The organism is Acinetobacter sp. AOR12_HL, from assembly GCF_027855275.1.
GTDB lineage: Bacteria > Pseudomonadota > Gammaproteobacteria > Pseudomonadales > Moraxellaceae > Acinetobacter > Acinetobacter baumannii.
This window is the reverse complement of sequence record NZ_JAKTIJ010000022.1, coordinates 215242-238277: the sequence shown is the minus strand read 5'-3', so window position 1 is coordinate 238277 and position 23036 is coordinate 215242. Positions and strand designations below refer to the sequence as shown.

The window sequence follows — 23036 nt, the reverse complement described above, 5'->3', positions numbered from 1 at the left end:
TTCTCTATTTCTCGTATCTAATTTGGGCATTTTGGCCAAATTGACAGGAGCAAAAGTCTAGTTTTTTAGTCAGGATTATATAAATAAAATATTTCTACTTAAGCAAAAGTCTTTTTATAAATAAAATTAGTTAGCTTTAATATTCATAAAAAATAATAAAAAAATAAAGAAAAAATGTATTCATCTATAAAGAATATATTATAAAAAAAATTATTATTTTTATGTCTAAATCTAAAGAATAACTAATTGTCAAAATATTATAAGTATCAATTTATTTGAGTAGAAATATGCATTGACACTTTTTGAGATCTACACAATACTAATTTTTAATTATTGCGATACATATCTCAATAATTGCGTAACGCAATATATAAATACTTACTTAAAAATACATAAATACACAGGAAATAGACCACCATGTTCTTACTGAAAAATCTCGTCTCTTCAATATCAAAAGTTACTCAGGACCTGGGTAATATTGTATCAATAACCCCTGTAGTAAACACAGGTTCCTCTGTTAATGTAAATGTTTCTGATATCAACATTGCTAATGTTTCAACAACAGGCTTACTTTCTAATGTGATTTCAACTGTAACCGATACAGTTTCAAATACAACCACAGACTTAGTTTCTAATGTAGTTGGTACCGTAACAGGTACTGTAGGGTCTACAAACCCAATTGATACTGTAACCAATATTATTGGCGGCGTAACGGGTGGCGTTACAGGCAACCCTCTTGAAGTTGTTACTGATATTATCGGCGGAGTAACGGGTGGTGTTGTCGGCGGAACTTCTCCAATCTCTCCAGTAATCGATGTTGTTCAAGGCGGCATTGATATTCTTCAAGGCGTTGAAAGCTTAAAAACTGAAATTATTAATACAGGCATTGAAACTGTAGCTGATGCAGTTATTGGTGTATTACCTCAAGCTGAGCATCCAGTTTCTGAAATTGCAGACCTTGGCACATTAACTTTTGAAACTTCTCGTGACACAGTCAATGGTGCTCTTGAAGTTGTTTCTGATTTAGTCGGTGGTGATATTCAAGGCGCTACTGAATCAGCGACCGGTATTCTCGATACGCTTATTACAAATGGCACAACTGCTACAGGTATTGTTACTGGTGTGGCTGGAAGTGTTACTGATGTTATTGGTGGCGTAACTGGCGGTGTTGATGGCAACCCACTTGAAGTGATTACAGATATTATTGGCGGTGTAACTGGTGGTGTTGGGGGTGATAACCCTCTTGGCGTAGTAACTGATATTATCGGCGGCGTAACCGGTGGCATTATTGGTGGCGGTACATCTCCTATTTCGCCAGTTATTGATGTTGTTCAAGGTGGCATCGATATTCTTCAAGGCGTTGAAAGCCTAAAAACTGAAATTATTAACACTGGTATTGATACAGTAGCCGACACTATTATTGGTGTATTACCTCAAGCTGAGCATCCAGTTTCTGAAATTGCAGACCTTGGCACATTAACTTTCGAAACGTCTCGTGACACAGTCAATGGTGCTCTTGAAGTTGTTTCTGATTTAGTCGGTGGCGATATTCAAGGTGCTACTGAAAATGCAACCGGTATTCTAGGAACACTTATTCAGAATGGTTCAACAGCGACTGGTATTGTGACTGATATTCTTGGTGGCGTAACAGGTACTATCGGCGGCGTAACTGGTGGTATCGGTGGTGACAATCCGCTTGGTGTAGTAACTGACATCATCGGTGGTATTACTGGTGGTATCGGCGGTGATAACCCTCTTGGCGTAGTAACTGACATTATCGGCGGCGTTACTGGTGGTATTGGCGGTGACAATCCTCTTGGCGTAGTAACTGACATCATCGGTGGTGTTACTGGCGGTATCGGCGGTGATAATCCGCTTGGTGTAGTGACTGACATTATCGGTGGTGTTACTGGCGGTATTGGCGGTGACAATCCTCTTGGTGTAGTAACTGACATTATCGGTGGTGTTACGGGTGGCATTATTGGTGGTGGAACATCTCCTATTTCTCCAGTAATCGATGTTGTTCAAGGCGGCATCGATATTCTTCAAGGCGTTGAAAGCCTAAAAACTGAAATTATTAACACTGGTATTGATACAGTAGCCGACACTATTATCGGTGTATTACCTCAAGCTGAGCATCCAGTTTCTGAAATTGCAGACCTTGGCACATTAACTTTCGAAACGTCTCGTGACACAGTCAACGGCGCTCTTGAAGTTGTTTCTGATTTAGTCGGCGGTGATATTCAAGGCGCTACTGAATCGGCTACCGGTATTCTCGATACGCTTATTACAAATGGTACAACTGCAACTGGTTTAGTAACTGAAATCATTGGCGGAGTAACAGGAACTATTGGTGGCGTAACTGGCGGAGATAGCCCACTAGGATTAGTATCTGATTTACTTGGTGGTTTAACTGGTAGCGTAGGCGGCGACAGTCCGCTTGGTGTAGTCACTGACCTTCTCGGCGGTTTAACTGGTAGCGTAGGTGGCGATAGTCCGCTTGGCGTAGTCACTGATCTGCTCGGCGGTTTAACTGGTGGTGTTACTGGCGGTACAGACAACCCTATCGGTATCGTAACGGATATCGTTGGAAGCTTAACGGGTGGTGTTACTGGTGAAGGCAGTTTAGATGTTATTTCTAATTTGCTAGGCGGATTAACTGGTGGTAGCTTACTCGGTGGTGTAACTTCTACAGTATCTAGCGTAACAAATACAACGCATACGATCGTACCGACATCATTACTTACTGATAACTTCCTAGAAAACTCATTCAATACTGTTTAATAATTACAAAGAAAGCCACTTTATATAAGTGGCTTTCTTTTTTAATATATTTTTAAATATTAATTAATCTCTTGCCATTTATAATATTTTCTATGAGCTAACTCCAACATTGCATAATCATTAGGTGTATCACCATAAGCATAGATTATAGAATATTGAGTTAAGTCATATTTATTTTTTATTCTATTTACTTTTTCTAAATAACCACAATCACCATCAATAAAACAACCTGTCAAAATACCATTATCTATTTCAAGTTGATTACAGATAACATCCAGATCTAAAGATTTACACCAACTTTCCAAGTAAACACTTAATGAAGCAGATACAACAACAACCTGATCTCCCTGTTGTTTATGCCAGAGAATGCGTTCTAAAGCATTTTCACGAATACAGGAAGGAATTACTTTTTTAGCAAACTCTTGTCCTTTGTATATCAAAGAAGCTGCATCATAGCCGATATATCCCACTTGGCAGAGCTTAGTACGGATCGTTTTATCCGTTACCCACCCAAGCTTATAACCCGCTATATAAGGTGCAAGACGGATGCCACCTAATATTTGAGTTTTTTTACTCAAAGAAAATTTAAGGAATAAACTGAAGGTATCATTATGGGTGATCGTGCCATCAAAATCGAATAAAGCCAGATTCATTTATCGTTATCTCTAATATAATTAAAAAGTTATAAAATTTAGATTTTTAAAAATTAATAAACAGCAGATACAAAAAAACCGCTATAAAAGCGGTTAATTCTTCAAGTTGGTGCGCTCAGAGAGATTCGAACTCCCGACCCCTTAGTTCGTAGCCAAGTGCTCTATCCAGCTGAGCTATGAGCGCGTAACTTGTGTGCTTTTCAGCGATTCGTTCGATTTTACTTGGTGCGCTCAGAGAGATTCGAACTCCCGACCCCTTAGTTCGTAGCCAAGTGCTCTATCCAGCTGAGCTATGAGCGCATTAAGTAAATGGCGGTGAGAGAGGGATTCGAACCCTCGATACCAGTAATAGGTATGCTTCCTTAGCAGGGAAGTGATTTCAGCCACTCATCCACCTCACCGGAACGAGCCGCCATAATACAAACTAAAACTACATTGTTCAAGTCATGATACTGAAATTTTCTTGTTTTTTCGTTCAATTAAATATTTTTTAAACAATTTTCGTATTCTTTTCGCCTTTTTCAATCAAACGCTTGTTAAGATAGATATTATTTCTTTATTTCAACACAGTAGTGCATAACACATTATTGCAAACCTGAACGTGCAGTTCTGGTCTGCATGTCTTATGCTAAACCTATCTGCCAAGCATGAAACCAAACGACATGACAAAAAACTGGGTTGACCCCGAAGCAAAAGCTGAAGCTGAACGTTATGACAATCCTATTCCAAGCCGTACTCTTATTTTAGATACGTTGGAACAATTGCAAACACCGCAATCTCATGCAGAACTTGTTGACCATTTTCATATTCAAGATCAGAAAAGTATTGAAGCCTTAAGTCATCGCTTAAGTGCTATGGTTCGTGATGGCCAACTTATGAAGGATGGTTTTAAGTTTCAGTTGGTGGCAGACCAACCTACCTATGAAGCAACTGTCTATATTAATAGTAAAGGTTTGGGTACAGCACATATTGATGGTCAAGATGATTTGTTATTACCTGAGCGTGAGTTACGTTTAGTCTTTAATGGTGATCGGGTCCGTGTTCGGCAGACATCGGTAGATCGCAAAGGTAAACCGTGGGGTTTCATTACCGAAGTTATACAGCATCGTGTAAAACAGTTAATTGGTAAATTGTCGGTACATGACGGCGAATATTTTATTCAGCCTAACAATCCAAATCAGCACCAACCTATCCCACTAGAAAAAGAGTTGGTTGAACATGCTAAAGCAAATGTCGGCGATATGCTTCGTGTTGCTATAGACACTTACCCAACCCGGGAAGAATTTGCAACGGCACATATTATTCAGTCTATGGCAGATAAAGCCGATACTGAAATTATTATTCCGCAAACCATTTTAGAGTTTGGTTTGCCTTACGAATTTCCAGATGAAGTTATAAAAGAAGCTGAAAGTTTCAAAGAACCTGCTGAACAAGATCGCGAAGGTCGAGTTGATTTAAGAGACTTGGCACTTGTCACAATCGATGGTGAAGATGCGCGAGATTTCGATGATGCAGTATATGCGGAAAAACGTCCTGGTGGTGGTTACCGAGTTGTTGTTGCAATTGCCGATGTGAGCCATTATGTACGTTTAGATTCGGCATTAAATGAAGAAGCTGAAGAGCGCGGCACTTCGGTTTATTTCCCACATTTTGTTTTACCAATGCTACCAGAAGCATTATCAAATGGATTGTGCTCACTTAACCCACACGTAGATCGTCTATGCATGGTCTGTGACCTAAAACTTTCTCGTACGGGTCGTGTTACAGGTTATGAATTTTATCCGGCAGTCATGCATTCAAAAGCACGTTTGACCTATACACAAGTAGGACAATATTTTGAAGGTGCAACTGATGCAATTCCAAAAGATCGTGATATTCATAAATCGCTAAATACACTTTTCCAGCTTTACCAGATTTTGAAAAACTTACGTGTTGATCGTCATGCAATGGAGTTTGAAACCATTGAAACTTATATGACCTTTGACGAGTTAGGTGGAATTAAAGAAATTTTACCTCGTACACGTAATGATGCTCATAAGCTTATTGAAGAGTGTATGTTGCTTGCCAATGTAGCAGCAGCAGAATATGCCTTAGAACATGATATTCCGATGTTGTATCGTGTACATGAGGCACCTGAATTCTCACGTATTCAAAAAGTAAAAGATTTTGTAAAACTATTGGGTTTACCTTTCCCTGACCAACCAACTCAGGCAGATTATCAAAAAGTTATTGAGGCAACTAAAGACCGTATTGATGCGCCAAGCATTCACGCCGTGTTATTACGCTCAATGATGCAAGCTTACTATGGTGCCAAAAATGCAGGTCACTATGGTCTAGCTTATGAAGCTTATACACATTTCACTTCACCAATTCGCCGCTACCCGGACTTATTGTTACATCGTGCAATTAAAGCTCATCTAAAACAAAAGCCTTACCCACTTTCCGGTGCAGCTTTAGATGATGCAGGTGAACATTTCTCTCAAACAGAACGCCGTGCCGATGAAGCATCCCGCAGCGTAACGACTTGGTTGAAATGTCACTATATGCAACAACATTTAGGTGATGAGTTCATTGGTATTGTGAGTGCGGTAACTGAATTTGGCCTATTTGTTACTCTTAAAGATCTTTATGTTGATGGCATGATTCACATTAGCCAACTTGGCGATGATTTCTTTATTTACGATCAAGCAAGTCAAAACCTCATTGGACAAAATCGTGGTCAAGTCTTCGGTTTAGGCGACGAAGTTAAAATTCAAGTTGCTGGTGTAAATTTAGAAGAGCGTAAAATCGATTTCCAACTCATTAAACAAGTTACTCATGCTGGACGTGTAGTTCGTAGTCGTGCTCCACGCACAACCAAAACTAGCACACAAGCAACAGAAGAAGTTTTTGGTAAACCATCTGTATCAACTGATGGTGAAAAACCTGTCCGTAAAAAGAAGGAAAAAGGCAAACCAAGTTCATATAGTAAAAAGTCTGGTAAGAAAATCTCTACAAAAGCAGAGGCCAAACCAGAAAAAGTAAAGAAAAAAGCGAAACCTAAAAAGAAAAAGTCAAACGCCAAGTCTAAGGCTGACTAATTCATAGGTATTTGCATTAATTATGATTAAGCTCCCAAAATGGGGGCTTAATGTTTTTAAAACGTTTATTTTTTAAATTAAGCTTGATTTCCTGCCTAACAATACCTACATCTAATACTATGTTTAAAAAATAATGTGGCTATTAGCAATGACTTTACAGCAAGCGACTCTACCTACTCCCCGCTTTGATCAAATTACATTAGATAATTTAAAACAAGATATTCAACAGGCGATCCAAGCAGGACAAGAGTTTTTAAACACCCTTACGGCTGCACCATCCGAGACAGACCAGCAACTTGCCGTACTTGAACAAATTGATGCACTTGAAAATAACCTCAGTGAATCATGGGGAGTGTTGTCACATTTAAATGCTGTGATGAACAATGCTGAAACCAGGGAAGTCTATCAATCACTATTACCCGCTTTAAGTGAATATTACACTCAGCTTGGACAACACACGGCGTTATATCAGACCTATCAACTCATTCATGATGGTCAGAGCTATTCAACGCTAAGCCCTGCACAACAAAGTGCCATCCGTCTCGCTTTACGTGATTTTAAACTTTCTGGTGTCGCTTTAGAGGGTGAAGAGAAAAAACGTTACGCTGAAATTTCTGCACGTCTTTCACAGCTTTCTTCTGACTTCTCAAACCATGTACTTGATGCGACACAGGCTTATTTTAAACCACTGACAGAAGATCAATTAAAAGGTCTTCCAGAAAGTAATGTTGAGTTATTAAAACAGTACGGCAAACAGCGTGAGCTTGACCAAGCAGTCGCAACTTTAGATTTCCCAGCTTATTTTGCCATCATGACCTATGCCGATGATCGTGCCTTGCGAGAAGAGCTTTATAAAGCTTATGTCACACGTGCATCAGATCAGTCTGAGCAAACAGAATTTGACAACAGTAAAATTATGGAAGAAATCCTGAGTCTTCGCCAAGAGATGGCAAAACTACTCGGTTTTAATAACTATGCTGAATATTCTCTTGCCAGCAAAATGGCTCCTGATGTCAAAACAGTTCATGACTTTTTGGTCGACCTAGCTGAACATGCACGTACCCCTGCACTTCAGGAAGTTGCCGAACTCCAAGCTATTGCCAAACAAGATGGTATTGATGAGCTTAAACCTTGGGATACCACTTACTATTCTGAAAAGCTTAAACAACAACAGTTCAACTTATCACAGGAAGCTTTAAAACCTTACTTCCCTGCACCAAAAGTGATTCAGGGATTATTCCAGATCGTACAGCGTCTATATGGTATTAACATCGTTGAACGTGAAGCTCCTGTTTGGCATCCAGATGCACGTTATTTTGAGTTAGAAGACCAAGGTGAAGTTGTTGGCGGCTTCTTCTTTGATTTATATGCGCGCACAGGGAAACGTGGTGGAGCATGGATGAGTGGTTTCCGCTCACGTATGCAAACTGTTCATGGTTTACAAAAACCAATTTGCTATATGGTGTGTAACTTCACTCCACCTGTAGGCAACCAACCAGCCTTACTCACCCATGATGAAGTCATTACCTTATTCCACGAGTTTGGTCATGGCTTACACCATATGCTTACTGAAGTAGATAATATCTCAGTTGCAGGTACTCACGGCGTTGCTTGGGATGCAGTCGAGTTACCAAGTCAGTTTATGGAATTCTGGTCATGGGATAAAGAAAGTCTTGATGTTTTAAGTGAGCATATTGAGAGCAAGCAGACCTTACCTCAAGAGTTACTTGATGCTTTATTAAATGCACGTTTCTTCCAGTCTGGTATGCAAACTTTACGTCAGCTTGAATTTGCATTATTTGACTTAACTATTCACACCAAAACTCCTGCGTTGAATAGTGAGCAAATTCAGCAGACCTTAAATGATATTCGCAAACAATATGCAGTAGTTCCAACCGTCGACTACAACCGTTTCCAACATAGCTTTAGTCATATTTTTGCAGGCGGCTATGCAGCAGGTTACTACTCTTACAAATGGGCAGAAGTTTTAGCAAGTGATGCCTTTGACCGTTTTGAAAATGAAGGTATTTTCAATACTCAAACGGGTAAAGAATTCCGTCAGGCAATTTTAGCGGTGGGTGGGAAAGATACTGCTCTTGAAGCATTTGTGAATTTCCGCGGTCGTGAGCCAAAAATTGATGCATTGTTACGTCATCAAGGTTGGACGAACGATAACAAAACCGCTTAAACTATGGGCCTAAATTGATCGTGTGGTTAGGGTGATAAAGATGAAGAAACGTTTCATTGCTGGGGCTAAATGTCCAAAATGTGAAGCCATAGATCGGATTGTCATGCTAACCACCGCTGAAGACGAATGGATTGAATGTATCGAATGCGGTTATAGCGAAAATCGTCCGACTCATATTGATGAGCCTGAAACGCCCGCTATACCTGATGAAATTGGGGTAATACAGTTCAAGCCTCGTCGTTCTGACTAAAGGTCTTAGACATGCCACTACAAAGAAAACAAAACTCAAAACTATTGTGGATTTTAATTGGGGGCTTAAGCATTCTCGTCGTGCTTTTTTTCGCAGCACAATGGTTTTTCAAAAAAACTGAAACATCAGCGCCAATGGTTGATCCACAACCAGCCTCGGTACCAGCTCCTGAAAAAACTGCAAAACCCTCTGAAAGCTCGGAACCCGTAGTTAAAACACAAACCGCTAACTCACAGCAACTTGTGAATGAAGATGTGCTCAAGCAACCAATCCCTGCTCAAGAATCTTTAGCTAAAGAAGAAGTGTCTAAACTCAATGACATTCATCGTCAATTGCAAGATCAGGAAGCGACTCTAAAAGCTCAACATGCTGATGCAGATCAACTTATTAAGCTAAAAGAAGAGCAAGTGAAGCTTCTTGAGGCCCAAGTTAAACAACAATAGTATTTGTTTAACTCTAGATATGATGCAAAAAGCTAGTTCACTCTGAGCTAGCTTTTTATTTACTAAAAATTTATATGTTCAAAATAACTACCACATAAAAAAACACCCTCTTAAAGAGAGTGTTTTTGCTCGGCTTATATATTTAAATTACTTATACCAACCAAATAATTTCAGTATTAGTGGTGCATAAGTTACCAATACCAATGATGAGAACAAGACAATAATTGGTAATAACCAGCGTTCATATCGGTAGTAGAAACTTGTGTACTTCTCTTTCGCTTCTGCATCGGCAGCATTCACCTCATCATCACCAACGGATAACCGCGTTAATAGATGGTTCAAGGCAACTGGCGGCGTTACATAACCAAATTCGAATGCGACCAATACAATCATCCAGAAGTGAATTGGATGAATACCATTTTCGTAAGCTACAGGAGCAATAGTTGCTGCCACTAAAATTACGGCACCAAATGGATCTGTACACATACCAATAATTGCAAGTAACAGTGCAATACATGCCAGTGATATATAGATACTGCCTAAATGAGTTGGTAATAATTCGACCACTTCAGAGCGTTCAATTAAACCACCTACACTTGCAGACAATGCCATCAAAATAATTAAGGCACCGATATGTCCCACTGTTTCTGATGTCGCAAAACGTAATGCACCACCAAAACCAAGACGGAACTGTGAACTATGCGGATCATGAGTCTGTAAGAATGGTGATTTCTTTTCATGCTCACGAACAATCGCCTCATGAATATTTAAAGCTGGCGCCTCTTTAGGCATAACCATTTTATCGTACAGAATCATCGCAATAAGCACGAGTGGCAGAATCACTGGTGCAGTAAATTCATTCATTCCTGTATCTAATGCATATTTATAAAATGCAAGGACAACTACAGTAATTAAGATATATGGAATAACTGGTACGAAAGCTCGTGCCATACCTGGTAGTGCCACTTTTGGCGAGTTCACACGGAACTTTTCTTCAGCCAATAAAAGAGATACACCCAAGAAAATAAATGCTGTTAGCCAGAAGACATAAATACCATGTCCGAATAATTCATCAGATGTAACATGACGACTATCCAACATCGCAATTAGAACGACCAAGAGACATGGACGTACAACCACCCCTAGGGAACCGGACATTGCAGATACAGCTAATGCATATTGACGGCGAGCGCCTGCGTTCCAAACTTCCTTATAAATAATCGCACCAGCCGCGATAACGAAAATCCCCGAAGCACCGGTATAAGCAGTCGGTACAGCAGCAGCAATCAGAATTAACCAAGTTAAGGTTTCTGGTGCCAAGTTCCATGGACGAAGTACATTTAAGAACAAGTCCATAACACGGGTTTGCGTGAGTAACATACCCGCCCAAATAAATAAGGCAAGATTTAAGAAGATACCCGAGAACTCAACCAATAAACCAAGGTAAATCCCTTGCCCCATTGGATAATCCATAAAGAACGTGAATACAATACCTGTAATTAGTGCCATATAGGCATATAAAGGTACAGAAAGTAAGGCTAAACCTATATTACCGCCTTCACGTTTTGGTGGAGGTGAAACAAATAGTTGATACAGACTAATTAAGGTCAGAACAACAAACAGAATCATCCATATCCAGTAAATCGTTACTGTTTCATAAGTAGGTGTTACCCCGGAATTAATGACTGAACGATACTGGCTAATGACCGAGAAGCTTAGTAGCGCATTACCAATCAACATAAATAGAGAATACACTTTGTAATCTATTTTTGTTGCTGGATTACGCAAGCCAATATGGTGATATTTCAATGATGCAGTAATCGCTGAAATCAGTACCATAAAGACCAGTAAAATGGCACGGTTCTCTGTACCGAATTTAAAAATACCAAAGAAACCTGTTTCGATCGCACGATAAGTACGTACGCCCGGGTTTGCTTCGATATATTTAATAGTTTTGTCGTAAGCCTGATATTTTTCTTCACATTGCTGCTGTGCTGCTAGTAAGGACGCACGGACATCACTTTCCGATGCAGCACCAAAGAAGCTCGCAAAATCATCAGATGCATTTGCTTTCATCTGCTCTTTTACTTGAGCATCAATATTCGGATGTCGATCACAAGTCGGCTTTTCAGGCTCAGCACGCAAGAATGAATATTGCATGCCTGTAGCAGGGTCACCATAAAGACGTTCCCCGATACGTAATAATTGACCGTGGATCATTTCCCCGGTACCAATTATGAGCGTCATCAATAGTAAAATGAGGATAATGAATGTTGAGATCCATTCATTCCAGATATAACCCAGCAGACCTAATCCAGATCTTTTTTCTTGATATTCTTGCATAAATATTCCAATTTTGTTATCTCAAATCCCTCATAACAAAGGCTTTGAGTCATGCAATTTCCTTGGTCAGGGGTATCGTCCATCCCCCTTCTACCAATCCCTTTATTCAACGATCAAATTTGCATCAAACTTTATCAATAAAGAATGACTAAAATCACTTTTTTAACAGTTTGTATTGTCAATCTTTCTATTTGAATCTTTGTATGAGCCAATAGCATCCTCCAAAGATTGCACCACCAATCGCCCCATATAGATGAGCTTCAGTTAAAACTGGACTACCAATGAGCTGGGCTGTTCCTGTTTGCCCAAATGTATTTTCCCAAATTAACTTTGCAACAATTAAACCTAAGACCAGAAATGCAAAATTCCTCTCTTTACGGTATTGCAAGTAAACCAAAGCAACTGCGGTATATAACCCATGGAGTACACCAGAAAGGCCGGCATATGCATCGATATTGGGCAAATAAAAATAGAACACCAAGCTAATAAAAGGTGGTAAAAGAAAAAGAAGACTTAAAATGTGCCACACTTTGGTATGGGGAAATATGAAAGGCAAACACGCAAATGCCATCATATTTAAAAGAAAGTGAATCCATCCGACATGTACCCAGTGCGCTGTCCATAAACGCCAGAACTCGCCGAGTAAGCTTTCACGCCAATAGATAAAATAATCCGGAAACACCTGTAAACATGCAGAAACAGAAATGCACCCTGCGACCAAAAGCACTTTTTTATTGAGTACATGATCTTTCATAGCACACTCCTTTTAAACCAGCCTCCTTACGATTACTAGAGTTAGTAACCGTAAAGAGTGAGTTCCTTCAGATCTATTTACTGTGCAGGTGCAGTTTTTGTGTCAGCTGGGGCTTCCGATGCAGCTCCACCATCAAACAACTCATCCAATTCAGCTGAGCCTTCGTTTTTCTCATCCCAGAAATGAGACATACCGTCATCACCGGTACGAACACCAGTATGCTCAGTCCAGTAACGGTCAGAAATACCGCGCACAATTAAACCAGCCATACTATCGATTAATTTAAAGTTCGGATTGACAGGTTTGTCATCTGCTTGAGATGCGGCATAAGTTTTTAATGCATCACGGATTTTGGCATCGTCACCACTCGCTTGAGCAGCTACGGCATATAATGCATGAGATAAACGAACACCTTTTTGTTCACCAATTTGCACGGACTGTTTTAAAGTTTCATATGGATCAGGCTTCCCTTCATTAGCGCCTGGTAATAAAGTCCAGATCACTGCGCGCGTTGCATTTGGTGCGCCCCAGAATTTTTGGTTATCAAGGCAGACCATACCGCGCTCTACAATAGCAGCAATATCTTTCGGAACATTGACAGAACCGCCAGAGTTAATGTCGTTGGTCACAGCTTGAAGACCACTAATCATCCCAAGTAAATATACAGTTTGGTCAATATCACTACGCATTGTCGGACAAGAGTCACCTAAATGATATTTATATTTAGATTCCCAACGATCAGCAAAGAGCTTATAGCCTGCGTATTGTCGCTCAGCAGCAATTGCAGCCCAACGCTTCTGTGCAATACGTGCATCTTGAGCTTCTGTTACCTGCCCTGCTTTTGAAGCACGCAAATAACGTAACTCCTGTTCTAATGCTTGGTTTTCCGCGCATACACCTGAAGCAGCATACATTAAAACAGCAACACGAGTAGGATCTGCACCCATACCTTTAGTCGACATGATTGCAGGAGTTAAGGCACTACCAGTATTACAAACCATTTCAGCATCTTGCATTGCCAAAATAGGTGGAACGACGTGCTTTTCCGTAAAACCTAAAGCAACATTTGCTCCGCTTTTCACGACGTATGAACAACCTGATAAAACTGAAGCTGCAAGAAAACTTACCGCCAAACCTTGGCATATTTTTTGGACTTTAGACATCTTCCTGTCCTCGATGTAATTTGTTTTTTCCTTTTCAGATGTACATTAGCAGATGCATATCTTGAATAAAAGAGTAATTACTCTAATTGTAGCGCTTATACTTTGACACACTTCACAGCAGATAAAATTGACAGTTTTTCAGGGAAACAAAAATTTTAGGCAAAAAAAAGTAGCATTGCGACGGTTCAGCACATGCTACTTATTAACTGGGATAAGCTTTTAACGGCTTATATTATTGTTGTTCTAGATAATCCTTAAGTAAAGTTCCTGCTCTTCCTACTACTACAGCCATAATTACTGCAATCAACAGAAACATCCACATTGAAATCTCCATGAGAGACCTCCTTACTACATTCGCACCCAGTTAAAAACTGGACACTTGATGAAATTAATCGATTAACCAATTAGACTATTGACTGATCGATGACCTTTGCATCCTCTGTCTCTTAACTTTGCTAAGATTAACTCGGTTAAGATGTTCCCTGAGTAAAGTTCCTGCTCTTCCTATCACCACCGCCATAATTATGGCAATGACCAAGAACGACCATGTTGGCATCTCCATTTGAGACCTCCGACACACTTTACGTTGGTGTTTGTACTTTAACCGATAGAATAGTAACCATATTGAGAAATTGTCCGACAATTAACTTTCTTGCTGTTTTTTCTGTATTTTAACTAGACAATTTCAATTTCCCAAAAAGAAATAAAGTATAAGATATTGATTAATAATATTTTTAAATAAATATACAAATGTAGAATTGTCTAACAATTAATAGAGTTTTTCTAAAGTTTTAAGCTTTTTCCACTCTGCTAATGACATTTGATCAAACCAAATGATAGAAGTTAGTGTTTTATGACCTTCAAAGTAGATCACTATGAAAATCTGATAATCAATTATTTTTAAAATTTTGACGCGAGAAATGGTGTTCTGTGAGTGATAAGCAAGCGACCATAGTTTTTTATCTAAATAGGCAATTTTTGCAAGCTGCGGACGCTTTAAAAAGAAAATAAAGCTTATAAATAGTAAGCTGATTACAACTAACCACCATAGTAACGGCATTAATTGATAAAATAGAATTGCTAAGCTTAAGCCAATAAAAAACTGAAATATAATCGAAAAACGACTATATTTCAGCTTAAAATTCAAATGGTTGATCAAAATAAATTAACCATGAACATAGTGTTTTAATTTATAGATAAAGTCACGTAATTCGGTACGTGGTGGTTCTGATACTTCCATAAACCAATCGAGTAAATCAGGGTCTTCCTGTTCTACCAACTCAGCAAACAACGCTTTTTCTGCCGGGTCTGCCTTTAAATAATAATTTTTCACATAAGGGTCAAAATAGACATCAATTTCCTTTAAACCACGACGTGCGCGATAGATTACTTTACGTTCTTCCAAGGTCATTTCTTCAGACATTTATTTCCCCATCTGCGTTGATAGTGCGCTTAGTTTACCTGATCACATGAGAAAGTTCGCTAAAAATATCAAATTGACCAAACTTATCACTTCACCGCCATAAATGAGCATTCATCACATTGTTAGGTCTAGTCGCTTCCCTTATGTTTAGCTCATAACATCAAGCCCAAACCAAGGAAGAAATACAATGCAATCTGGTGCTATTCGTCCCATTCCAAATATGTTACCTCGCCATTTATTTAATGAAGAACATGAAGCTTTTCGGGAAACGGTACGTAAATTCTATGAGAAAGAAGTTGTACCTAATATTGAAAAATATGAAAAACAACAACATGTTGACCGAGATCTTTGGAATAAAGCTGGTGCATTAGGTTTACTCTGTACCACCATGCCAGAACAATATGGTGGTTCAGGTGTCGATCGCCTATACAGCATGATTCTTATTGAAGAACAAGCCTATGCGATGGACTCAAGTACAGGTTTCTCACTGCATTCCGACATTGTAGCCAACTATATTAATAACTTCGGTAATGAAGAGCAAAAACAGAAATGGCTCCCTAAAATGGCTACTGGTGAGACGGTTACCGCAATTGCCATGACCGAGCCGGGAACAGGTTCAGACTTGCAAGCGGTTCGTACAACAGCCGTTCTTGATGGCGATGAATATGTCATTAATGGTTCAAAAATATTTATTACCAATGGCTATTTATGTGATATGGCGATTGTCGTTTGTAAAACAGGGAATAGTGATAAAGGATCTGCCAATTTATCACTCATTATTGTCGAAGCTGACCGTACTGGTTTTACTAAAGGCAAACCACTTAACAAAATTGGTATGAAAGGCCAAGATACCTGTGAACTCTTCTTTGATAACGTTCGTGTTCCTAAAGAAAATCTTTTAGGTATGGAAGGTATGGGCTTTATCATACTCATGAAAGAATTAGCGTGGGAGCGTATGCTAGTTGCTATTATCTGCCAAGCCGGGGCAGAAGCAGCATTTGCACATACTGTTCAATATACAAAAGATCGTAAAGCATTCGGCAAACCAATTGGAGCATTCCAAAATACTCGTTTTAAACTTGCTGAACTTAGAACAGAGATAGATTTCTGCCGTACCTATTTAGATCGTTGTATGGAATTACAACTCGATGAAAAATTGAGTGTTGAAGCTGCAGCGGCTGCAAAATATAAAATTTCAGATATGTTTTCAAAAGTTGTAGATGAATGTCTTCAATTACATGGCGGTTACGGCTATATGCTGGAATATCCAATTGCCCGCGCTTATATCGATCACCGAGCAAACCGTATTTATGCAGGCACCAATGAAATTATGAAAGAATTAATCTCTAGAACTCTTTAATCTTTACTATAAAAAAGGAGGCTTATAGCCTCCTTTTTATTTTCAAATATCAAGACACTAATTTTGGTTTACGTGTGGTAACTTCTGAATGCTTATGAAAACGTAGAACACCATCATCAAATTTTGCATTTTTTAATGATTTACGGTCTTCAAGATAATTATTGGTTACCTGCCATGGTGCTTGTTTACCTTGTTTAGGAATCACGTCGGCAGCACGACTAATATAACCAGATGATAAGCTACCCATGACTGTGTCCTCTTCCATCACACTCTTATCACCAGATGGAATGACTTCATCATAATTATTCTTATCCATGTAGTTTAATAAACGGCAGATATAATCTGCTGCAATATCAACTTTTAATGTCCATGAAGCATTTACATAGCCAATAATCATCGCCATGTTTGGTACATCGCTGAGCATCACGCCGTTATAAAGCATGTGTTCAGATGATTTAACTGGTTCCCCATCAATAGTTGCCTGCACACCGCCCATGATTTGAACCTGCAAACCTGTTGCAGATACGATAATATCGGCATCAAGATGCTTGCCTGATTTTAATTGAATACCAGTCTCAGTAAATTTTTCAATTTGATCAGTCTCAACACTCGCCTTACCTTCACGAAGAATTTTGAATAAATCACCATCAGGAACTACGCAAAGACGCTGATCCCACGGATTATATGAAGGTGTAAAATGTTTCATATCAACTTTACCCTTAAGTTGCATTTCAATTGCTTTTAAGAGTAAACGACGAACTGTTTTAGGATGCTTTTGAGACAATGCATAAATTGCTCGTTGCATACCAATATTACGAGCACGCGTAAATTTATAGGCTGCTTCTTCAGACATAAATCTACGAGTTTTTTCATAGATGAAATCAATAGACGGAACAGAAGCAATATAAGTTGGTGAACGTTGCAACATCGTTACATGACCTGCTCCACCTTTTGACATTGCAGGCACCAGTGTAATTGCTGTAGCTCCACTACCAATAATTACTACTTTTTTACCCTTATAATCCAAATTTTCCGGCCAATGTTGTGGATGAATGAGTTGACCTTTGAAAGCTTCTTGATTTGGGAAAGTCGGCGCGTAACCTTGGTCATAATTATAATAACCAGTACAACCTACAACGAAGTTAGCAACCCAAGTCTGCTGTTTTTTCTTATTGTCCTCGACAATAACATGCCACTTTTTCAAGGCAGAATTATAATTCGCAGAAAGGACACGATGGCCAAAATGAATTTTTTCTTTTAACTTAAACTCATCAATCACTTCCCCTAGATACCCTTTAATAGAGGCACCATCAGCGAGAACATTGGCTTTGCGCCATGGTTTAAAGTTAAAACCAAAAGTAGACATATCTGAATCAGAACGGATACCAGGATAGCGGAAAAGATCCCAAGTTCCACCAAACGATTCACGACGCTCCAAAATTTCAAACTGACGTTGTGGAGAGTTTTTAGATAAATGGGCAGCAACACCTATTCCTGATATGCCTGCACCAATGATTAATACATCAACTTGCTTTTCCATTTTATTTTTATACCCATTGTTGAGAATATAACTTTATTAAATCACAATTTTGACAATACACAATGTCAAGTTTGACCGTTTATCCGTTTTTTTATGTCACTTGGGGACAAATTTTTAATTTTATGTTTTTTGGAAAATAAAAAAGACCGGCATAAAGCCGGTCTTTTTTGAATAATATCAATTATTCAGCTGAAGTGTTCACTTCACGATCTACAAGCTCAACGTAAGCCATCGGTGCTGCATCACCAGCACGGAAGCCCGCTTTAAGAACACGTAGATAACCGCCGTTACGTTCTTTGTAACGAGGGCCGAGTACGGTAAATAATTTACCAACAGTTGCAGCATTACGAGTACGAGCAAATGCTAAACGACGATTTGCTACAGTATCGTTTTTTGCTAGAGTGATTAAAGGCTCAGCAACACGACGTAATTCTTTAGCTTTAGGCAAAGTTGTTTTGATCAACTCATGTTCAAATAAAGAATTAGCCAAGTTTTGGAACATCGCTTTACGATGGCTGCTTGTACGGCCTAATTTCACACCACTATTACGATGACGCATGGTGATAGTCCTACTTAATTAACGGCTACGATAGGCAAAACGGTCGTCCATACGAAGACTAGCTGGTGGCCAGTTCTCAAGACGCATACCGAGTTGTAAACCTTTCGATGCCAAAACATCTTTGATCTCTGTTAACGATTTTTTACCAAGGTTAGGAGTTTTTAACAACTCAACTTCAGTACGTTGAACAAGATCACCAATGTAGTAAATATTTTCTGCTTTCAAACAGTTAGCAGAACGAACAGTAAGCTCTAGATCATCTACTGGGCGAAGCAAGATTGGGTCAACTTCTTCACGAGGTTCTTGAGCAACAGGAGTTTGGTCTTTCTGAAGATCAACAAAAATTGCAATTTGTTGTTGCAAGATTGTTGCCGCTTTGCGGATTGCTTCTTCAGGATCAACCGTACCGTTGGTCTCAAGATCGATTACCAGTTTATCTAAATCGGTACGTTGTTCTACACGCGCATTTTCTACGGTGTAAGAAACACGCTTAATTGGGCTATAAGAAGCATCTAACTGTAAACGACCTACAGGACGTGTTTCGCCTTCAGGGAAACGAGAGTCAGATGTTTCATAACCACGACCTTGAGAAACTTTCAAGCGCATTTTTAATGAGCCTGTAGCACTCAAAGTACCAATTAAATGTTCTGGGTTAACCACTTCAACATTATGAGGTAAACGAAGGTCGGCAGCAGTAATGTCACCAGGACCTTGTTTTTCTAATGTTAAATAAGCTTCATTTTGATCGAACAGCTTAATAGACAATCCTTTTAGGTTCAGCAAGAGCTCGACGATGTCCTGCTGCAAGCCTTCTAAAGTACTGTACTCGTGCTCGACACCTTCTATCTCTACTTCAACCACAGCAGCGCCTGGCAAAGAAGACAATAGAATGCGACGTAAAGCATTACCTAGAGTATGGCCAAAACCACGCTCTAAAGGTTCCAGAATCACTTTTGCCGAGGTCCCGCTTACCGCTTCGACCTTGATCGCTTGCGGAGTTAGAAACTCGTTTGCAGTACGCGTCATTATTGCTACCTCAAGGATTATTTAGAATACAATTCTACAATCAAGCTTTCGTTGATTTCAGCAGGTAAATCAGAACGATCTGGTGCAGCTTTAAACGTACCTTCAAGCTTAGAGTGATCAACTTCGATCCAAGCTGGAATACCACGTTGAGCAGCCAATTCAATCGCGTTTTTAATACGCAATTGTTGCTTAGCACCTTCGTGAACCGCAATTACATCACCAGCTTTAACTTGAATAGATGCGATGTTTACACGACGACCATTCAAAGTAATGCTACGGTGACTTACTAACTGACGAGCTTCTGCACGTGTAGAACCAAAACCCATGCGATAAACAACGTTATCAAGACGGCTTTCAAGCAATTTCAACAAGTTCTCACCAGTTGCGCCTTTAACACGAGCTGCTTCTTTATAGTAGTTACTAAATTGACGCTCTAACACACCGTAAATACGACGGACTTTTTGTTTTTCACGTAATTGTAGTGAATACTCAGATTGCTTACCACCGCGAGCCTGACCATGTTGACCAGGTGCTTTGTTAGCTTTTTTAGTTTTGACGTCAAATGGTTTAACGCCAGATTTAAGTTGCAGGTCTGTCCCTTCGCGGCGAGAGAGTTTGCATTTTGGACCAATATAACGAGCCATGAATGTTTCTCCTTACACGCGACGTTTTTTAGGTGGACGGCAACCGTTGTGAGGAATTGGAGTCACATCGGTAATGCTGTTAATCTTATAACCCACTGCGCCTAATGCACGAACCGCAGACTCACGACCTGGACCAGGACCTTTTACAAGGACGTCAAGGTTTTTCAAACCGTAATCTAAAGCTGCTTTACCAGCAACTTCAGCAGCTACCTGAGCAGCAAACGGAGTTGATTTACGTGAACCACGGAAGCCTTGTCCACCTGAGGTGGCCCAAGCCAATGCATTACCTTGACGATCGGTAATCGTAACAATGGTGTTATTAAAAGACGCGTGAATGTGTGCAACACCTTCAGAGACGGTACGAGTGACCTTCTTGCGTGTGCGAGTATCTTTAGCCATCTTTTAGCTTCCAGAAATCTTACTTTTTAATCGGTTTGCGCGGACCTTTACGGGTACGTGCGTTAGTTTTGGTGCGTTGACCACGGACAGGCAAGCTGCGACGATGACGAAGGCCACGATAGCAACCTAAATCCATTAAACGTTTAATGTTCATGGAAATTTCGCGACGTAAGTCACCTTCGGTAGGAACCTTAGCAACTTCTGCACGAATCGCATCAAGCTGTGCATCGTCCAACTCACGGATCTTAGTAGTCTCAGTAATACCAACTGCAGCTAAGATGTTCTTAGCAGTGTGGCGACCGATACCAAAGATGTAAGTGAGGGAGATAACAGCATGCTTGTTATCCGGAATGTTTACACCGGCAATACGAGCCATTCACTTTTCTCCAAAAAGGCAGTAGAGATAATCAACCGCCCCACAAAAATCTTGAGGGGCGGATATTAACCCAATTCGCCTACTGAAATCAACAGGTCTTGATTAGATTAACCTTGACGCTGCTTATGACGAGGTTCTGCGCTACAAATCACGCGAATAACCCCATTACGACGGATAACTTTACAGCTACCACAAATTTTCTTTACAGAAGCTTGTACTTTCATGATGAAACCTCTAAGTGCGCTTATCCCTTAGGATGAGCAGTCGTTTTTCTCATTAATGTTTGATTGTCATATTGATGAGAAGTTAAATGCGCTTGTAGCTGAGCCATAAAGTCCATAACAACAACGACTACAATGAGTAATGAGGTACCACCCAAATAGAATGGAATACCAAAAGAACTTTGTAGAATCATTGGCATCAAACAAATGACTGTAATATAAATCGCACCAATAAACGTCAAACGATTAAGAATATGATCTAAGTAACGAGCAGTTTGCTCACCTGGGCGAATACCAGGCACATAAGCTCCGCTGCGTTTTAGATTTTCTGATACTTCCTTAGGGCTAAATACTAAAGCCGTATAAAAGTAACAGAAAAAGATAATTAACGCACCAAAGAGCACCAAATACAAAGGCTGTCCAGGCGACAATACTAAAGCTAAATCTTGTAAACTACGTTTAATTAAACCAGCATTCGGATCTGCACTTCCTACCCATTGACCCAAACTAGCTGGGAACAAGAGTAAAGAGCTCGCAAAAATCGCAGGAATCACACCAGCCATATTAATTTTCAACGGTAGATGTGTTTGCTGAGCTGTAAATATACGACGCCCTTGCTGCTTCTGTGCATAGTTTACTGGAATACGACGCTGTGCTTTTTCAATAAACACAATCGCTGCCAATACACCAAGAGACAAAAGACCAAAGATAACAAGACCAATTAAACTTGTTTGACCATTATCGACAGATGATACTGATTGCATAATTAATTTAGGCAAACCAGCAACAATACCTGCAAAAATAATCATTGAGATACCATTACCGATACCTCTTTCAGTGATCTGTTCACCTAGCCACATTAAGAACATAGTTCCTGCGACAAGTGATGTAACTGCAGGTATATAAAAAGCAAGACCACTAGATAGAGTAATACCCTGTCCAATAAGACCTGCACACATACCCACTGCCTGAACCACTGCAAGTAATAATGTACCCTGACGCGTATATTGATTAATTTTACGTTTACCTTGCTCCCCTTCCTTTTTCAAGGCTTCGAGAGAAGGAATCACTGTAGACATTAACTGCACAATAATTGATGCAGAAATATAAGGCATGATTCCCAAAGCAAGAATCGACATTCGCTCTAAAGCACCGCCAGAAAACATATTGAATAGCCCAAGAATAGTTCCTTGGTTTGCATGAAATAAATTTTCTAACGCAGCATTATTAATGCCTGGTACTGGAATATGCGCTCCTAGTCGAAAGACCAGCAATGCACCGATTAGAAAACTCATCCGGCGAATAATTTCACGATATTTCACGTGAAATGGCTGACCTTTCATCATGTTGACATGACCTGAAGAACTAGGAGACATAGACACTCGAGATTACTCCTCGACTTTGCCGCCAGCTGCTTCAATTGCAGCTTTAGCGCCTTTAGTCAATGCAACACCTTGAACAGTGAATGCACGAGTGATTTCACCAGAAAGCACGATACGAGCGCGAATTTGATCGCGACGAACAACATTCGCAGCTTTTAAAGTTTCAAGGCTAACGATGTCGCCTTCCACTTTACTTAACTCAGACAAACGTACTTCAGCAGTTTTTAAAGCGATTTGGCTAGTGAAACCGAATTTAGGTAAACGACGATAAATCGCTGTTTGACCGCCTTCGAAACCTGGACGAACGCCACCACTTTTACGTGATTTTTGACCTTTGATACCACGACCACCAGTCTTACCAACGCCAGAACCGATACCACGGCCTAAACGACGGTGTTCACGTTTTGCACCTTCTGCAGGTGCAAGCTCATTTAAACGCAGAGTCATG

21 protein-coding genes and 3 tRNA genes are annotated in these 23036 nt (G+C 39.8%); 6 read left to right on the top strand and 18 right to left on the bottom strand.

Translation table 11 applies throughout. The annotated features are described in order from the left end of the window. Positions 1–417 precede the first annotated feature (417 nt). Positions 418–2784 (top strand): beta strand repeat-containing protein, encoded by a 2367-nt coding sequence (locus MKL36_RS11885; RefSeq protein WP_021510970.1) that lies wholly within the window; start codon positions 418–420, stop codon positions 2782–2784. 59 nt (positions 2785–2843) lie between these two features. Here the strand turns inward: MKL36_RS11885 and MKL36_RS11880 are convergent, their stop codons facing one another. The 4 genes from MKL36_RS11880 to MKL36_RS11865 form a co-directional block, all read right to left on the bottom strand. Next, positions 2844–3437: an HAD-IB family hydrolase gene (locus tag MKL36_RS11880; protein ID WP_001046674.1), complete on the bottom strand. Its 594-nt coding sequence runs from the start codon at positions 3435–3437 to the stop codon at positions 2844–2846. 107 nt (positions 3438–3544) lie between these two features. Then, positions 3545–3621: transfer RNA gene (locus MKL36_RS11875), tRNA-Arg, on the bottom strand. 39 nt (positions 3622–3660) lie between these two features. Beyond that, positions 3661–3737: transfer RNA gene (locus tag MKL36_RS11870), tRNA-Arg, on the bottom strand. Positions 3738–3747: 10 nt separating this feature from the next. Continuing rightward, positions 3748–3838: transfer RNA gene (locus tag MKL36_RS11865), tRNA-Ser, on the bottom strand. A gap of 261 nt (positions 3839–4099) precedes the next feature. On the opposite strand from MKL36_RS11865, the gene rnr reads away from it, so the two are divergent. The 4 genes from rnr (at position 4100) to MKL36_RS11845 (ending at position 9398) form a co-directional block, all read left to right on the top strand. After that, positions 4100–6517 carry a ribonuclease R gene (gene rnr / locus MKL36_RS11860; protein ID WP_031222688.1) on the top strand — a complete coding sequence of 806 codons (2418 nt, stop codon included), beginning with the start codon at positions 4100–4102 and terminating at the stop codon, positions 6515–6517. A gap of 133 nt (positions 6518–6650) precedes the next feature. Then, positions 6651–8705: a M3 family metallopeptidase gene (locus MKL36_RS11855; protein WP_021510972.1), complete on the top strand. Its 2055-nt coding sequence runs from the start codon at positions 6651–6653 to the stop codon at positions 8703–8705. 40 nt (positions 8706–8745) lie between these two features. Next, positions 8746–8955: a YheV family putative zinc ribbon protein gene (locus tag MKL36_RS11850; protein ID WP_000745518.1), complete on the top strand. Its 210-nt coding sequence runs from the start codon at positions 8746–8748 to the stop codon at positions 8953–8955. Between the two features lie 11 nt (positions 8956–8966). Continuing rightward, a complete protein-coding gene (locus MKL36_RS11845; RefSeq protein ID WP_270908990.1) occupies positions 8967–9398 on the top strand; it encodes a hypothetical protein in 432 nt (143 codons plus the stop codon). A gap of 147 nt (positions 9399–9545) precedes the next feature. On the opposite strand, the gene MKL36_RS11840 is transcribed toward MKL36_RS11845, so the two are convergent. The 5 genes from MKL36_RS11840 to MKL36_RS11820 form a co-directional block, all read right to left on the bottom strand. Further along, positions 9546–11741 (bottom strand): TRAP transporter large permease subunit, encoded by a 2196-nt coding sequence (locus MKL36_RS11840; RefSeq protein WP_001158905.1) that lies wholly within the window; start codon positions 11739–11741, stop codon positions 9546–9548. 187 nt (positions 11742–11928) lie between these two features. Next, positions 11929–12495, bottom strand: coding sequence for a rhombosortase (gene rrtA, locus MKL36_RS11835; protein WP_000651536.1), 567 nt, complete (start codon positions 12493–12495; stop codon positions 11929–11931). Between the two features lie 77 nt (positions 12496–12572). Then, complete coding sequence (locus MKL36_RS11830) at positions 12573–13658, bottom strand: hypothetical protein (protein WP_000049106.1); 1086 nt, start codon at positions 13656–13658, stop codon at positions 12573–12575. Between the two features lie 769 nt (positions 13659–14427). Continuing rightward, positions 14428–14817 (bottom strand): membrane protein, encoded by a 390-nt coding sequence (locus MKL36_RS11825; RefSeq protein WP_000607071.1) that lies wholly within the window; start codon positions 14815–14817, stop codon positions 14428–14430. Between the two features lie 6 nt (positions 14818–14823). Then, entirely contained in the window at positions 14824–15081 is a 258-nt protein-coding gene (locus tag MKL36_RS11820) for an FAD assembly factor SdhE (RefSeq protein WP_001288210.1), read from the bottom strand. A gap of 187 nt (positions 15082–15268) precedes the next feature. Here MKL36_RS11820 and MKL36_RS11815 point away from each other — a divergent pair, with 187 nt between their 5' ends. Next, positions 15269–16441 (top strand): acyl-CoA dehydrogenase family protein, encoded by a 1173-nt coding sequence (locus MKL36_RS11815; RefSeq protein WP_021510118.1) that lies wholly within the window; start codon positions 15269–15271, stop codon positions 16439–16441. Between the two features lie 49 nt (positions 16442–16490). On the opposite strand, the gene MKL36_RS11810 is transcribed toward MKL36_RS11815, so the two are convergent. The 9 genes from MKL36_RS11810 to rplO form a co-directional block, all read right to left on the bottom strand. Continuing rightward, positions 16491–17981 (bottom strand): flavin-containing monooxygenase, encoded by a 1491-nt coding sequence (locus MKL36_RS11810; RefSeq protein ID WP_000415137.1) that lies wholly within the window; start codon positions 17979–17981, stop codon positions 16491–16493. Between the two features lie 181 nt (positions 17982–18162). After that, complete coding sequence (gene rplQ / locus MKL36_RS11805; RefSeq protein ID WP_001216380.1) at positions 18163–18540, bottom strand: 50S ribosomal protein L17; 378 nt, start codon at positions 18538–18540, stop codon at positions 18163–18165. An 18-nt stretch (positions 18541–18558) separates the two neighbouring features. Further along, on the bottom strand, positions 18559–19566 hold the full coding sequence (locus MKL36_RS11800) for a DNA-directed RNA polymerase subunit alpha (protein WP_000198631.1): 1008 nt from the start codon (positions 19564–19566) through the stop codon (positions 18559–18561). Positions 19567–19583: 17 nt separating this feature from the next. Beyond that, entirely contained in the window at positions 19584–20210 is a 627-nt protein-coding gene (gene rpsD, locus MKL36_RS11795) for a 30S ribosomal protein S4 (RefSeq protein WP_000135204.1), read from the bottom strand. A gap of 12 nt (positions 20211–20222) precedes the next feature. After that, the gene (gene rpsK, locus MKL36_RS11790; RefSeq protein WP_001040166.1) at positions 20223–20609 is read right to left on the bottom strand and encodes a 30S ribosomal protein S11; all 387 of its coding nucleotides are present in this window, start codon (positions 20607–20609) and stop codon (positions 20223–20225) included. Between the two features lie 19 nt (positions 20610–20628). Then, positions 20629–20985 (bottom strand): 30S ribosomal protein S13, encoded by a 357-nt coding sequence (rpsM, locus tag MKL36_RS11785; protein WP_000090815.1) that lies wholly within the window; start codon positions 20983–20985, stop codon positions 20629–20631. 107 nt (positions 20986–21092) lie between these two features. Further along, entirely contained in the window at positions 21093–21209 is a 117-nt protein-coding gene (rpmJ, locus tag MKL36_RS11780) for a 50S ribosomal protein L36 (protein WP_000867907.1), read from the bottom strand. Positions 21210–21229: 20 nt separating this feature from the next. Further along, the gene (gene secY, locus MKL36_RS11775; RefSeq protein ID WP_002000592.1) at positions 21230–22549 is read right to left on the bottom strand and encodes a preprotein translocase subunit SecY; all 1320 of its coding nucleotides are present in this window, start codon (positions 22547–22549) and stop codon (positions 21230–21232) included. A gap of 45 nt (positions 22550–22594) precedes the next feature. After that, the gene (rplO, locus tag MKL36_RS11770) at positions 22595–23035 is read right to left on the bottom strand and encodes a 50S ribosomal protein L15 (RefSeq protein WP_000175340.1); all 441 of its coding nucleotides are present in this window, start codon (positions 23033–23035) and stop codon (positions 22595–22597) included. Position 23036 lies beyond the last annotated feature (1 nt).